Source organism: Aeromonas sp. s10 (genome assembly GCF_040907975.1).
Classification (GTDB): Bacteria; Pseudomonadota; Gammaproteobacteria; order Enterobacterales; family Aeromonadaceae; genus Aeromonas; species Aeromonas caviae.
On sequence record NZ_JBFOCV010000052.1, the window covers coordinates 105,212 to 119,013 of the forward strand.

Sequence of the window (13,802 nt, forward strand, 5' to 3'; positions counted from 1 at the left end):
GGCGTGTCGGGATCTTGCGCCAAGGCGGGCGCGGGAGCAACCTTCGGCTGCCCCGGCAAAGGCGCCTTTGGCCGCAGGGTTTGTCCAAGCTCACAAAACCGGATCGGCAAACGTCATATGATCCCCAGCATTCTGAGTCTTGCTCTCCTGCCTGATGGCAACTTCATGTAAATCAAAGAGAATGACTATGGCTACCGGACAATATCTGCTGTGGAAAGATGCACAGGGTCACGATTTTCGCCCCGTTGCGCTGACGGGCACCAATCTGCTCAACGATCGCAACCTCAACAAGGGTACCGCCTTCACCGAACAGGAACGGGCCGATTTTGAGCTGGGCGGCCTCTTGCCGCCCCAGGTGCAGACTTTCGAAGCCCAGCTGGAGCGGGTCTATGAGGCCTTCCTGAGCGCCTGCAGCGACATCGAGAAGTACCAGAACCTGCGAGCCTTGCAGGATCGCAACGAAACCCTGTTCTACGCCCTCCTGTCCCGCCACGTGGAGGAGATGACCCCCTACATCTACACCCCGACCGTGGGCAAGGCGTGCCAGGAGTTCAGCCACCGATTCCAGAAGCCGCGCGGCCTCTACATCACCCCGAAGAACGTCGAGGACATGGGCTCTCTCGCCCGCCACATGGATGCCAAGGCGGTGCGCATCATCGTCGTGACCGACAGCCAGGGGATCCTCGGCATCGGCGATCAGGGGGTGGGGGGCATGGGCATTCCCATCGGCAAGCTCGCCCTCTATACCCTGGGGGCGGGCATCCACCCCGCCTGCTGCCTGCCCATCGCGCTGGACGTGGGCACCGACAACCAGGCGCTGCTGGATGACCCCATGTACCTGGGTCAGCCCCACAGGCGCATTCGCGGCAAGGAGTACGATGACTTCATCGACAAATTCGTGACCGGGGTCAAGCGCCACTTCCCCAACGCCGTGTTGCAGTGGGAGGACTTCAGCAAGTCCAACGCCTTCAACAACCTGGCCCGCTACCAGCAGGCGCTGCCGTCGTTCAACGACGACATCCAGGGCACCGGGGCCGTGGTGCTGGCGGGCATCATAGGGGCCGTCAAATCCAAGGGGGAAACCCTGGGCCAGCAGCACTACCTGGTCTACGGGGCCGGGGCTGGCGGGGTCGGGGTGGCGGATCAGATCTGCGCGGGGATGATCCGCGAGGGGCTTGACCCGCAGGCGGCGCGGGATCGCATCTACATCCTGGATACCCAGGGGCTGGTGTGTGACAACCGCGAGGGGCTGGATGAGTACAAGCGCCGCTACGCCAAGCCGGGCCTCTTGCTGGCCCAGTGGGATCTGCAGGGCAAGGCGGGGCTGACCGAGGTGCTGCGCCACGTGCCCATCACAGTGCTGCTCGGCACCAGCGGCGCCGGTGGCGCCTTCCAGGAGGAGCACATCCAGCTGATGCTGACCCACTGCGAGCGCCCCATGGTGTTCCCCCTCTCCAACCCCACCGCCAACTGCGAGGCCCTGCCGGAAGACATCTTCCGCTGGAGCCAGGGGCGCGCCATCGTCGCCACCGGCAGCCCGTTCAAGGATGTGCACCATGAGGGGCAGGATTATCGCATCGGTCAGGGCAACAACGTCTTCATCTTCCCCGGCGTGGGGCTGGCGGCCATCGTCAGCCAGATCCGCGAGATAAGCCCGGACATCTTCACCACCGCCGCCTTTGCGCTCGCGGAATGCGTGAGCGAGGCGGATCTCGCCCGGGGCACCGTCTACCCGAGGATCAGCGAGCTGCGCAACATCTCGGTGCACGTGGCGACCGCGGTGCTCAAGGATATCGTGCGCCGCGACCCCTCCCACCCGCTCATCGGTCAGGATCTGCAAGAGCACATCCTGAGCCATATGTGGGAGCCGGTCTACCTGCCGTACCGCCGGGTCTGAGGTGCGACCTGCCCGCACGTGTCGCGGGCATGACGATGCCATAGAAAAAGAGAGGGTGGCCCAGGCCACCCTCTCTTTTTTCTGCCCTGCTGTGTGTGCGGGGCAGGACGCTGCCACCTATTGAGCGGGCGGGGGCACCAGGCGGTCATCGACGCTGCCGTCGCCCCGAAGCTTGTTGCCATTGGCGTCGACGGCGTCCACACCGTTGTCGTCGACGCTGCCATCTCCCCGAAGCTTGTTGCCATTGGCGTCGACGGCATCGACACCATTGTCATCCACCCGGCCACCGGCATGACGCTCCCCGCCTGCATGCTTGTCGCCACCGCCGTGGCGATCGCCGCCAGCGTGCTGGTCGCCACCGGCATGTTCGCCCTGACCACGGTCATCGCCGCCGTGGCCGCTGTCGTCCCCGCCATTGTTTCCGTTATGGCTACTATCACCTCCATTTCCGCTATTGTTTCCACTGTGGCTACTATTGCCCCCACCGCTGCTGTTGCTGCCCCCGCCGCCGCTGTTGCTGCCCCCGCCGCCGCTGTTGCCGCCGCCATCCCCCCCTTTGTTGTGCACGATCAACCCATTGGCCACATAGCTGTGGCTGCCATCGAGGATCAGGTTGAACAGCGCCGTGGCGGGCGGGGCATCAACCCAGGAGAGGGAGGCCACCGGCAGTTCGACAGGGTGCGGCGCCAGCGCCAGGTTGCCCGCGCTGCCCCCCTCTGACCAACCCAGCAGGTGCATGCCGGTAAAGAGCGGCAGCACGGCGAGGGCCGGGTTTTCGGTGCGGGTCATGGCCGGTGCGATGGCCGCCCAGCCCCGGGTGGTGAGGAAGGGGTGCTCGGCGGTAAAGAAGGGGGGCAGATGATTGAGCCCGTAGAGCCTGCGCCCCCCCAGCGCCACCCGCTCGATGGCCTGGATGCGGTTGCTCTGCCCGTGCCTGTCCCGCACCCGATCGCCGACCCGCAGGGTCTCGATGGGGCGTTCGCAGCCATCGGCCATCAGGATGCGGGTACCGGCGATGAAGCAGGATTTGGCATGGGCCTGGTTTACCTGCCACTGGTGGTGGTCGAAGTCATAGCTCAGCGGGGTGGCGAACAGGGCCAGGGCGATGGCCGAGCCCAGCAGCAGCCGGCGCTGGCTGGGTTTGAACGAGGGCAGTGACATGGGGAACTCCTTGTCGGTGTGAGGTCACGCCTTCGAGTATAGAGAGGGGATTGGGGCGATATCTGCGTCGACCAGTTGAAAGCCTTGTCATGTCAACTCGCCGGAAAAACGATTGGCGTTGGCCATAAAAGTGCGTAAAATCGCATCCTCGATGCTTGTAGCAGCGAATCCCGCCTAAAAAGCCAGTTTCATGCCCTCCCCAAGCAGTAAAAGGCAACAAATGACGCCGTTTGGCCCGTTGGCTGCCTTGAAAACGTCTTGTGATGACTGAAAAGTGTCAAATATCCCTGTCAGTTATCAAAAAATTAAGGATACCCATGTTTTCCTTGGTCAAGCAAAGCGTCGCCGGGCTGCAAATTCTGTTTGTCGCCTTCGGTGCCATGGTGCTGGTGCCCCTGCTCACCGGTCTGAACCCCTCCATGGCCCTGCTTGGCGCCGGTGTAGGCACCCTGCTGTTCCAGCTCTGCACCCGTCGTCAGGTGCCGATCTTCCTCGGCTCCAGCTTCGCCTTCATCGCCCCCATCATCTATGCCACCCAGACCTGGGGCCTGCCCTCCACCATGTTCGGTCTGTTTGCCGCGGGCTTCATGTATTTCATCCTGGCGGCCATCATCCGCGCTCGTGGCATGGGCTTCGTGCACAAGCTGCTGCCCCCCGTGGTCATCGGTCCCGTCATCATGGTGATCGGCCTGTCGGTGGCCCAGGTAGCCTGCAACATGGCCATGGGCCGTGCCGGCGGTGAGCAGGTGGTGCCTGCCACCACGGCGCTGACCCTGGCGGGCATCTCCCTGGCGGTCACCCTGATTGCCGCCGTGTTCTGCAAGGGCTGGATCAAGCTCATCCCCATCCTGTGCGGTGTCATCGCCGGTTATGTCTCTGCCGTGCTGATGGGCCAGGTGAGTTTCGACGGCATGGTCAACGCCCCCTGGCTGGCGCTGCCCCACTTCGAGACCCCGGAGATCAACTGGGCCGCGGCCCTCTTCATGCTGCCGGTGGCCATCGCCCCCTGCATCGAGCACATCGGCGGCGTGCTGGCCATCGGCGGCGTGACCGGCAAGGATTACACCAAGGATCCGGGCCTGCACCGTACCCTGGCCGGTGACGGCATCGGCGTCTGCTTCGCCGGTTTCATCGGTGGTCCCCCCGTCACCACCTATGCAGAAGTGACCGGCGCCGTGATGATCACCCGCAACTTCAACCCGGTCACCATGACCTGGGCCGCGGTGTTTGCCATCATTCTGGCCTTCTTCGGCAAGTTCAACGCCCTGCTCACCTCCATCCCCATGCCGGTGATGGGCGGCATCATGCTGCTGCTGTTCGGATCCATCGCCGCCATCGGTCTCAAGACCCTGGTGGAGTCCAAGGTGGATCTGGGGCTGTCCCGCAACATCGCCATCGTGGCGGTGACCCTGACCGTGGGTGTCGGTGCCCTGGAGATGAAGATCGGTGACTTCGCCCTGGCGGGCGTGGGGCTGGCCTCGGTGGCGGCGATCCTGCTGAACCTCATCCTGCCCCAGCACTCCGAAACGGGTGCCATGGAGAGCGCCAAGGATTAAGCGCCTGGCTTGCTGTACGTTGAGATGATGAAAAAGAGGCCACCTTCGGGTGGCCTCTCTTTCTTTGCCTGCCTACCACTGAACCCGGGCTCCCATGTGAAGCGGCTACACTCAGGGGCACCATTGACGGGAGAGGACGAAAGGATGAAGAGGGCATGGATCCTGGCCCTGCTGGGGCTGATGGGGAGCGGTGCGGCCGAGGCCGGTGCGGTGCGCTACGAGGTCGAAGGCAAGCCGTTCGAGGGCTATTACCTGGCGGGTGCCGACAAGCAGGCCCCTCTGGTGGTGCTGGTGCACGACTGGGACGGGCTCAACGGTTACGAGATCAAGCGGGCCGAGATGCTGGTGGCCCTGGGCTACAGTGTCTTTGCCGTAGATTTGTTCGGTGCCGGGGTCAGGCCGAGCACGGTGGAAGACAAGAAGCGCCTCACCGGGGCCCTCTATCAGGACAGGCCCAGGATGCGCACCCTGCTGCAAGGGGGATTGGCGGAGGCGGGCAGGCAGGGGGGGCGGCTCGACAATGCGGTGGCCCTCGGTTACTGCTTTGGCGGCGCCGCCGTACTGGAGCTGGCCCGCAGCGGGGCGGATCTCAAGGGGGTGGTGAGCGTACACGGCGGGCTGGAGACCCCGGCCGGGCAGGACTACAAAGAGGTGAAGGGAGAGTTGCTTGTCCAGCACGGCAGCGCCGACGAGGCGGTCTCTCTGGGTCAGTTTGCGGCGCTGGTGGCCGAGCTGGAGAGCGCCGGGGTGAAGCACGAGGCGACCAGCTACAGCGGCGCTCCCCACGCGTTCAGCGTCTTTGGCTCGGACAACTACCGCGCCGATGCCGATGCCAAGTCCTGGCAGCGTTTCACCGGTTTCCTGAAGGAGGTGACCGGCTCCTGAGGGGGCCGGCTCACGCAGGCCATGGCAGTGCCATGGCTTTTTTTATGCCCGTTTTTTGCCATCTCAGGGGAGGGCGAGCACCCTCACCCACATGGCCCCCTTGCCCACCTCGCTCCGTGGGCCCGGGGTGAGCTGGCCGCTTTCGGGGTCGATGGCATGCAGCGCCACCTCATGGGATTGCTGCCCGGTCGCGATGAGCCAGTGGCCGCTGTGGTCGATGGCAAAGCCCCGGGGACAGGCCTCGGTCGGGAAGTGGCCGAGCGGGGTGAGGGCGCCATCTTGGGGGGAGACGCCGAACAGGGTGAGCAGGCTGCTGGCCCGTTCGCTGGTGTAGAGAAAACGTCCATCCGGGGTCAGGTGCAGGTCGGCGCCCCAGCGCTCCCCCTCATAGCCTGGGGGCAGCATGTCCAGGCTCTCGCGCACCACTATCTGTCCGTCCGCCTCCCTGTGGTAGCGATTGAGGGTGGCGTCGAGTTCGTTGAGGCAATAGAGATCGCCGTTGTCCGGGTGCAGTGCCAGATGGCGGGGCCCGGCGCCGGGGGCGGTGTGAATGTCCCCCAAGGGATGGGGAACCAGCCTCTCGTCCACCAGGGCAAAGCGGCGCACCCTGTCCTCTTTCAGGCAGGCCACCAGCAGCTCCTGCTCCCCGTTTTGCCCCGCAAGCCAGGTGACCGAGTGGGCCGCCATCAGGTGGTCGAGACGCTGGTGAGGGGGCTGCATCCGGCCCGCCTGATCCTGGCGGGAGACGGTGACGTGGTTGAAGGCGTAGGAGGCGGCAAAGAAGAGGCGGCCGCTGCCGTCCGTGCAGGTGTGGGAGGCGCTGCCGAGCAGCGGCGCCGAGGTCGGGGCCCCGAGCCGCCCATCGGCGGTGATGGGGAAGCTCAGCACCCGAAAATCGGGGCGCACCCCTGCATGGAGCCAGCGCCGGTCCGGGCTGATGACCAGGGGCTGCACCTCGCCGCCGGTCTGCACTTCCTGCAGCGGGGCGAGGGTGCCTGCTTCGAGGCGAAACACATGGATCAACCCGCTCACCGGGTTGGCCACATAGACCACTTGTTGCATTGCATCTCCTTTGCGACGGCCATCCGTCGGGTCAAGGGAAAGGGGAGTCCCGGCCTCTCAGGCGGGGATCAGGATCTCGCGAATGACGGGCACCACTGACAGTACCAGCAGGGCTGCCATCACCTGGTTGAAGCGGCGACGGGCAAGATCGTTTGCCAGCCAGCGCTTGAGCAGGGAACCGCACAGGAGCCAGAGTCCGACGCAGGGGAAAGAGACGATGAAGAAGGTCAGGGCGATGACGAGGTGCTGCTCAAAGGGGTCGCTCCCCGCGCTGGTGAAGGCGGCGATGGCGCCGATGGCGACCACCCAGGCCTTGGCATTGACCCACTGGAACAGGGCACCCTTGAAAAAGCCGAACGGGCGGGCCCCGTTGCTGTCAGCCATCCCGTCCGTCGGGCGGGCGATGAGCCAGGCAAGATAGAGCAGATAGAGGGTGCCCGCGCACTTGATGAACATGTGGAGTTCGGGGAAGCGGGTAAAGAGCTGGCCAAAGCCCAGCCCCACCAGCAACAGCATCAGGGTGAAGCCGACGCAGATCCCCATGAGCAGGGGCAGGCTCTTGCGTATCCCGACGCTGGCGCCGGCGCTCATCACCATGATGTTGTTGGGGCCGGGGGTGACCGATGCCGAGATGGCAAAGAGCACCACGGCGTAGAGCGAGTCCATTGGATTCCTCGTGCAGACAGTCCGTTGTCTTCCCTATATTGGGGGCGATCTGCGCTTTCCAAGGCGGGGGGCGGGCAGAAAAAAAACAGGCCCCGTGACGGGGCCTGTGAAGCGGGCGGGATCAGACGGGCTGGTTCCCTGCCGGCGGCAGCGCCGGGCGGGATTCCACCTTCTGTTCGTCTCCCTGCATGTTCTTGATGTAGACGTCCATCTGGTTGAACGCGATCTCGATGCCATGCTCGCGGAACAGCACGTCGATGCGGCGGTTCAGCTCGTCGATGGCCGGGTTGCGATCCCCCAGCTCGCTCACGAAGAAGCGCAGCTCGTGATCCAGGGTGCTGGGCCCGAAGGTGAGGAAGTAGACGATGGGGGCCGGGTCTTTCAGCACCCGGCTGTTCTCCATGGCGGCCTGCATCAACAGCTTGCGGGTCAGATCCAGATCCGAGCCATAGGCCACCCCGACCCGGGCGATGACCCGGGTGACGGTGTCGGACAGGGACCAGTTGATGAGCCGCTCTATCATCAGCTGCTGGTTCGGGATGATCACCTCCTTGCGGTCGAAGTCGGTGAGGGTGGTGGAGCGGATCCTGATCTTGTTGACCGTGCCCGAGATGGTGCCGATGGTGACGGTGTCGCCGATCCGCACCGGGCGCTCGAACAGGATGATGATGCCTGAGATGAAGTTGGAGACGATCTGCTGCATGCCGAAACCGATACCGACCGAGAGACCGGCGGCCAGCCACTGCAGCTTCTCCCACTGGACCCCGAGCATGGCGAGCGCCGTCAGGCTGCCCACCCCGATCAGGGCGTAGTTGAGCATGGTGGTGAAGGCATAGGCCGTGCCCTGGGCGAGGCGCAGCTTGGAGAGCACCAGCACCTCCAGCAGGCCCGGCAGGTTGCGGGCCAGCGACAGAGCCGCACCAAACACGAAGAGGCCGGTCAGCACGTCGCTCAGGCTGATGGGATAGAGCACGGCGTTGGCCCCGGTCCCCTCGCTCTTGTGCCACAGCACCACGCTGTCGAGGTAGGTGAAGACCGCCACCAGATCAGACCAGAGCCAGTAGAAGGCGACGCCGAACACCAGCAGCAGCATGATGCGGGTCAGACGCAGGGACTGCTGGCTGACCTCTTCCAGATCCATGGGCTGCTCTTCGATGGCTTCGCCCCCTTCCGCATCCTCCTGGGTCTTGTGCTCCCGCTTGGCGACCGCGCGGCGATAGGCCAGACGACGGGCCGCCAGCTCAAGACCACGCAGGGCGGTGCGATAGACCAGACCCCAGATGATGATGAGGTAGAAGGACTCGATGAGCCTGCCGGTGAGTTTCAGGGCCGTGTAGTAGTAGCCAAGGGCTGCCAGCACCATCAGGGCCACCGGCGCCAGCGCCAGGGCGACGGCGGTCAGGGTCTGCAACATGCTCGCCTCGCCCTTGATGCGGGCGCGGGAGATGGGCAGCACCAGGTAGGCGGTCAGCCCCAGCAGCAGCATGGTCATGCCCTGGCCGATGACGTCGTTGCCAAGGGAGGAGGGCTCCACCACCGCCTTGGTCGACAGCATGATGAGGGGCAGCAGGGGCAGCCAGAGGTAGCGCATGCTGTTGCGCTTGGCCTGCAATTCGTCCCGCGGCATGCGGAAGTGGGTCTCGCCGATGCCCCCTGGTCGCATCACCGACAGGTAGACGCTGAACACCAGGTAGCCGAGGGCCAGGTTCAGGGTGATCTGGAAGATGAGTCTCGGGCTCAGCAGGCCGCAATAGGCGAGCAGCAGGCCGGCGGCCAGGATGAAGAGGGTGCCCGGCAGGCGTTGCAGCACGGTGAACAGCAGGGCACGGGGGGTATGCCACTGGCTGTCCTGACGAAAACGTCCCAGATCCTTGACGATCTTCTTCTGGCGCTCGAGCAGGGTGCCGCGCTTCCACAGCAGCAGGCCGCCCACCAGCAGCAGCGGCAGGGAGAGCAGGGAGACCGCCAGCAGCATGTCGCCCCAGCCGCTCCAGTCCGGTTTCAGCACCCAGTCGGAGGCCTGCTTGAAGGCCTGGGCCGGCCAGGTGATGAACCACTTGGCATCAATGGGCTTGTTGCTGCTCACCCAGAAGATGTGCTGCTGCAGGGTGAACTCGATGGAGGCATAGACCCGGGTCAGCTGCTGCTGGGTCAGTTGCAGGCTGATGGCGTTGGTGAGCTGGGCATCCATCTGGCGGTTGAGCTGATCCAGCAGGCCGATGCGGGTGTCGATGAGCTTGGCAAGGCTGGCCCTGTCTTCGTCGCTCACCGTCTCGCCGCTGCTGGCGATGAGGTTGTCCAGATACTGGTTCTTCTGGAACAGCTGGTCACGCTGCTGGCTCAGTTCGAACTGGGCCAGGTGCAGGTCGGCGATCTGCTCCTCCAGGTTCTTCACCAGGGTGGAGGGGGCCGCTTCCAGCTGCTGGTAGAGCTGATAGAGGATGCGCGAGAGCAGCAGGTTGCCCTTGAGCATCTGCACCTGTTCGTTGAGGTTGCGCTCGGTCTGGGTGCCGCGCTCCAGCATGCTCTTCGCCTGCAGGTTCTTCTGGGCCAGGGTGTTGAGGCTGTTGGTGGAGCTGATGAGTTGCTGGCTGAGCTGGTAGTTGAGCTCCTGCTCTTTTTGCACCAGGGGGTTGTCTTCGGCGGCCACCAGTTCGCCGGTCTCTTCGGCGGTCTTTTCGGTGTCCCCCAGGCGCTTGGCGCTGCTCTGCTCCTGCAATGCCTGCAGTTTCTGCTCTTCACTGGCGAGACGGGCACTCTGGTAGTCCCGTTGCTTGACCACCAGATCCTGCATGCTGGTGCGGTTGTCCAGCTCCTTTTGCAGGTTGGCCAGTTGCAGATCCAGCAGGGCCAGTTCGGCATTAAGCTTCATTTTCTCGGCGCTGCTCACCCCGTCCCCGGCGTTGAGGCGGGTGCGGATCTCCTGGCTGCGCTGATAGGCGCGGCTCATGCTGGCCTGGGCCCGCTCCGGCAGGGTCTGCAGGTTGGTGATCTGGCTGCCGATGGTGCCAAGGGCCTCCTGGGCCGCCTGCATGTTGGCCATGATCTCGGGTTGGCGGGCATCGAGCTCCGCCAGGCTCATAGTGGCGTATTCGCTCTTGAGCTGCTCCGGGCTCTTGCCCTGGGTCAGGGCGTCGAGCTTGGCGCCGATCTCCTTGAGCTCTGCCGGCAGGGTGCGCAGGCGTTCGCTCTGGGTTTTGGCCTTGGTCTTCTCCTTGTCGATGCTGTCGAGGAGGGAGAGGGTGTCAGTCAGGAACTTCTGGTCCGCCTGCTGGCTGGCCGTGGGGGTGTCCGATTTGCCGAGGGCGTCGAGCGCCCGCTGCACGGTGGCGCGCTGGGGCAGATCCTGCGCCAGGGTGCTCGGGGTCCAGAAGGTGATGAGTAAACAGAGCAGCGGCAGCAGGGTGGCCGAGGCTCTTTTGAAGCGTGTTGAGAGCATAAAGCGTCCGGGTGATTATGCGATGTTCGGGGGATTTTCCACCAGGGTAAAATCCGCGTGGATTCTAGCACCGGCGCAAGAGGGGCAGCAGGGGGAGAGATAAAAAAAAACGGCGCCCGCAGGCGCCGCTTTCATCGGTTCAGGACTGATTACAGTACGTGAACGGAGGCGGTGTTGGTGGTACCGCTCGGTACCAGGGCACCGGAGACCATGACAACCACGTCACCCTTCACGCCCATGCCGATTTCCAGCGCGGCTTCTTTGCCGATGCGATAGAAGTCGTCGGTGGAGGCGATGGAGTCAACCACGTGAGCAACCACACCCTTGGTCAGCACCAGCTGGGCAGCGGTCTTCTTGTTGGTGGTGATGGCCAGGATCCAGGCTTTCGGGAAGTACTTGCGGATGGCCTTGGCAGACTTGCCGCCTTCGGTGGCAACCACGATCAGCGGGGCGTCCAGCTTCTCGGAGGTCTCGACCGCGCCTTTGCAGACCGCTTCGGTGATACGCAGCTTGTTGCTGTCGTTGGCAGCAGACAGGTTGGACGGCATCACGGCATCGGTACGCTCGCAGATGGTGGCCATGATGGTCACGGCTTCCAGCGGGTACTTGCCCTTGGCGGACTCACCGGACAGCATGACTGCGTCGGTACCGTCCAGGATGGCGTTGGCCACGTCGCCAGCTTCGGCGCGGGTCGGACGCGGGTTCTTGATCATGGAGTCCAGCATCTGGGTGGCGGTGATGACCACTTTGCGGGCTTTGTTGCACTTCTCGATGATCATCTTCTGGGCGAAGATCACTTCTTCTACCGGGATCTCGACACCCATGTCGCCACGGGCAACCATGATGCCGTCGGAGACAGCCAGGATCTCGTCGAAGTTGTCCAGGCCTTCCTGGTTTTCGATCTTGGAGATGATCTGGATGTTCTCGCCACCGTGGGCTTTCAGGTGCTCACGGATTTCCAGCACGTCTTCTTTCTTGCGAATGAAGGAGGCGGCAACGAAATCAACGCCTTGCTCGCAACCGAAGATGAGGTCGCGCTTGTCTTTCTCGGCCAGGGCCGGCAGCTTGATGGAGACGCCCGGCAGGTTGATGCCCTTGTTCTCGCCCAGGTCACCGTTGTTGAGCACTTTACAGATCACTTCGCGCTCGGTGATTTCGATGACGTCCAGGCCAATCAGGCCGTCGTCAACCAGGATGCGGTTGCCGACGCGCAGGTCGCTGGCAAAGCCGGCATAGGTGACGGCGACTTTGTCTTTGTTGCCCACCACGGTCTGGTCGGTGGTGAAGGTGAAGGTCTGGCCGGCGACCAGGGAGACGTCGTTCCCGCCTTCGAGCTTGATGGTGCGGATTTCCGGACCCTTGGTGTCCAGCAGGATGGCTGCGTGCTTGCCGGTTTCGGCCATGACAGCGCGCAGGTTGCTGATGCGACCACCGTGTTCGGCGTAGTCGCCGTGGGAGAAGTTCAGGCGCATGACGTTCATGCCGGCATCCAGCATCTTGCCCAGCATTTCTTTGGATTCGGTCTTGGGACCGATGGTGCAGACGATTTTGGTCTTTTTCATGTCAGTCTTCATGGTTAAGGAATTTCCGCCGTGCAATATACACCAGTTTTTGGATACTTTTTATGATCCAGAAACAACGTTTTGAGCGAAAACGGCCTCAATTTGAAAGATAACGTTTTCGCTCACAGCTCATTTTAGGGGCTAAAATAATTGATTTTCCGCAACTGAGGCCATTTGGTTCCCATTTCTGGCCCCGCATCCTGCCCGATCCCATGTTGTTAAATGACAAACAACAGGGCCCTATTGCGGGGGCGATCCGGCCCGATGCCGTTGGCCGTCATCCAGTGTAGTCACTCCCTCCCGCGGCGTCAGGGCGAAGCAGTGCAAGGCAGGAGCCGGTTGGCCTACAGCGGAAAAAACGCCGCCCCTCCCGGCACGCCGGGAGGGGCGGCAGCCCTCTGGATCAGCCGAAGAACCAGTAGCCGCGGTTGACCAGCCGGGTCAGCAGTTGCAGGAAGCCCGCCTGATCGGCCAGTTCCACCAGCGCGTCCTGGGTGATGATGTCCTTGTCGCACAGGAGCGCGATGGCGGCCGGATCCTCGCTCGGCAGGGTCCAGGCTTCGCCGTCGATGTAGCAGGTGCGGCTCTCGCCGCTGAACCAGACGCTGCGCAACCCCGGCACCTTGATGGCGGGCTCCCCCTGGCTCAGCAGGTCGGCCACCTCGTCGGCGCTGTAGTCCGGCTCCACCGGATTGACGTCCAGGTCGTGCTTGGCCTCGGAGATCATGGTGCCGAACCACTCCTTGAACAGGGTCTCGTCGTCGAGGGCCTGTTGCATCAGCTCCCGCAGGCGGTGCAGCTCATGGGGCTGGATCTCCCCGTGGCGGGCGCGGGGCTGGAGGTCCGGGTCGCCGTAACGTTCGGTGCGGATCTCGTTGTCGATCAGGTGATCGGCAAAGGAGGAGACAAGGGCCTTGGCGTCCGGTGCGCGGAAACCCACCGAGAAGTTCAGGGAGGGCTCGATGGCGTAGCCCTCGTGGGGGAATCCGGGCGGGATGTAGAGGATGTCGCCCGGCTCCATGATGACGTCGATGATCGCCTCGAACGGCTCGCAGTGCAGCAGGGCGGCGTGGGCGGCAAACTCGCTCCGGGGCTTGGCATCGCCGACCCGCCAGTGGCGCTTGCCCTGACCCTGGGTGATGAAGACATCGTAGTTGTCGATGTGGGGGCCGACACCGCCGTGAGGGGTGGAGAAGCTCACCATCACATCGTCAAAGCGCCAGCCCGGGATGAACTGGAAGGGCACCGCCAGCTCATGCACCTCGGGTACCCAGTGGTTGCACGCCTGCACCAGCACGGTCCAGTTCTCTTCCCCCAGGTGATCGTAGGATTCGAAGGGGCCGTGGGCCGCCTCCCACTTGTTGTTGAAGCGGGTGACCAGGCGCGATTCGATCACCTCTTCCATGGCCAGACCCGCCAGCTCGTCCGGGCTGATGGGATCCTGAAAGTCGATGAAACCGCCCTTGATGAGGAGCGGGCGCTTCTGCCAGTAGTGCTCGAGGAAGTGAGCGATATCCAGATTGAGTTGGTACATGGTGCTTCTCGTATCTTGTGAGAGGGCTTGCCCAAGGCGG

The 13,802-nt window shown here is 63.7% G+C and carries 9 protein-coding genes; 3 read left to right on the plus strand and 6 right to left on the minus strand.

The window, feature by feature from the left end; translation table 11 throughout:
- The first annotated feature begins 187 nt into the window (after positions 1 to 187).
- The gene (locus AB5Y59_RS18730) at positions 188 to 1,897 is read left to right on the plus strand and encodes an NAD-dependent malic enzyme (protein ID WP_270667843.1); all 1,710 of its coding nucleotides are present in this window, start codon (positions 188 to 190) and stop codon (positions 1,895 to 1,897) included.
- 117 nt (positions 1,898 to 2,014) lie between these two features.
- Here the strand turns inward: AB5Y59_RS18730 and AB5Y59_RS18735 are convergent, their stop codons facing one another.
- Complete coding sequence (locus AB5Y59_RS18735; protein ID WP_368212511.1) at positions 2,015 to 3,058, minus strand: Hint domain-containing protein; 1,044 nt, start codon at positions 3,056 to 3,058, stop codon at positions 2,015 to 2,017.
- Positions 3,059 to 3,375: 317 nt separating this feature from the next.
- Between AB5Y59_RS18735 and AB5Y59_RS18740 the strand changes: the two genes are divergently transcribed.
- Both AB5Y59_RS18740 and AB5Y59_RS18745 read left to right on the plus strand, forming a co-directional pair.
- A complete protein-coding gene (locus AB5Y59_RS18740) occupies positions 3,376 to 4,614 on the plus strand; it encodes a uracil-xanthine permease family protein (protein ID WP_041213272.1) in 1,239 nt (412 codons plus the stop codon).
- A gap of 144 nt (positions 4,615 to 4,758) precedes the next feature.
- Positions 4,759 to 5,499 (plus strand): dienelactone hydrolase family protein, encoded by a 741-nt coding sequence (locus AB5Y59_RS18745; RefSeq protein ID WP_161653701.1) that lies wholly within the window; start codon positions 4,759 to 4,761, stop codon positions 5,497 to 5,499.
- A gap of 63 nt (positions 5,500 to 5,562) precedes the next feature.
- Here the strand turns inward: AB5Y59_RS18745 and AB5Y59_RS18750 are convergent, their stop codons facing one another.
- From AB5Y59_RS18750 to AB5Y59_RS18770, 5 genes are all read right to left on the minus strand, one after another.
- Positions 5,563 to 6,561 (minus strand): beta-propeller fold lactonase family protein, encoded by a 999-nt coding sequence (locus AB5Y59_RS18750; protein WP_368212512.1) that lies wholly within the window; start codon positions 6,559 to 6,561, stop codon positions 5,563 to 5,565.
- Between the two features lie 57 nt (positions 6,562 to 6,618).
- On the minus strand, positions 6,619 to 7,227 hold the full coding sequence (locus AB5Y59_RS18755) for a LysE family translocator (protein WP_202044334.1): 609 nt from the start codon (positions 7,225 to 7,227) through the stop codon (positions 6,619 to 6,621).
- A 121-nt stretch (positions 7,228 to 7,348) separates the two neighbouring features.
- Complete coding sequence (gene mscK / locus AB5Y59_RS18760; protein WP_010673614.1) at positions 7,349 to 10,666, minus strand: mechanosensitive channel MscK; 3,318 nt, start codon at positions 10,664 to 10,666, stop codon at positions 7,349 to 7,351.
- 149 nt (positions 10,667 to 10,815) lie between these two features.
- Positions 10,816 to 12,228 carry a pyruvate kinase PykF gene (gene pykF / locus AB5Y59_RS18765; protein WP_010673615.1) on the minus strand — a complete coding sequence of 471 codons (1,413 nt, stop codon included), beginning with the start codon at positions 12,226 to 12,228 and terminating at the stop codon, positions 10,816 to 10,818.
- A gap of 403 nt (positions 12,229 to 12,631) precedes the next feature.
- Complete coding sequence (locus AB5Y59_RS18770) at positions 12,632 to 13,762, minus strand: cupin domain-containing protein (RefSeq protein ID WP_268453178.1); 1,131 nt, start codon at positions 13,760 to 13,762, stop codon at positions 12,632 to 12,634.
- Positions 13,763 to 13,802: the final 40 nt, after the last annotated feature.

What these genes read in the sequence shown, in the direction of transcription:
- AB5Y59_RS18730 (WP_270667843.1), top strand. Translation starts at nt 188, where the DNA reads ATGGCTACCGGACAATATCTGCTGTGGAAAGATGCACAGGGTCACGAT.
- AB5Y59_RS18735 (WP_368212511.1), bottom strand. Translation starts at nt 3,058, where the DNA reads ATGTCACTGCCCTCGTTCAAACCCAGCCAGCGCCGGCTGCTGCTGGGC.
- AB5Y59_RS18740 (WP_041213272.1), top strand. Translation starts at nt 3,376, where the DNA reads ATGTTTTCCTTGGTCAAGCAAAGCGTCGCCGGGCTGCAAATTCTGTTT.
- AB5Y59_RS18745 (WP_161653701.1), top strand. Translation starts at nt 4,759, where the DNA reads ATGAAGAGGGCATGGATCCTGGCCCTGCTGGGGCTGATGGGGAGCGGT.
- AB5Y59_RS18750 (WP_368212512.1), bottom strand. Translation starts at nt 6,561, where the DNA reads ATGCAACAAGTGGTCTATGTGGCCAACCCGGTGAGCGGGTTGATCCAT.
- AB5Y59_RS18755 (WP_202044334.1), bottom strand. Translation starts at nt 7,227, where the DNA reads ATGGACTCGCTCTACGCCGTGGTGCTCTTTGCCATCTCGGCATCGGTC.
- mscK (WP_010673614.1), bottom strand. Translation starts at nt 10,666, where the DNA reads ATGCTCTCAACACGCTTCAAAAGAGCCTCGGCCACCCTGCTGCCGCTG.
- pykF (WP_010673615.1), bottom strand. Translation starts at nt 12,228, where the DNA reads ATGAAAAAGACCAAAATCGTCTGCACCATCGGTCCCAAGACCGAATCC.
- AB5Y59_RS18770 (WP_268453178.1), bottom strand. Translation starts at nt 13,762, where the DNA reads ATGTACCAACTCAATCTGGATATCGCTCACTTCCTCGAGCACTACTGG.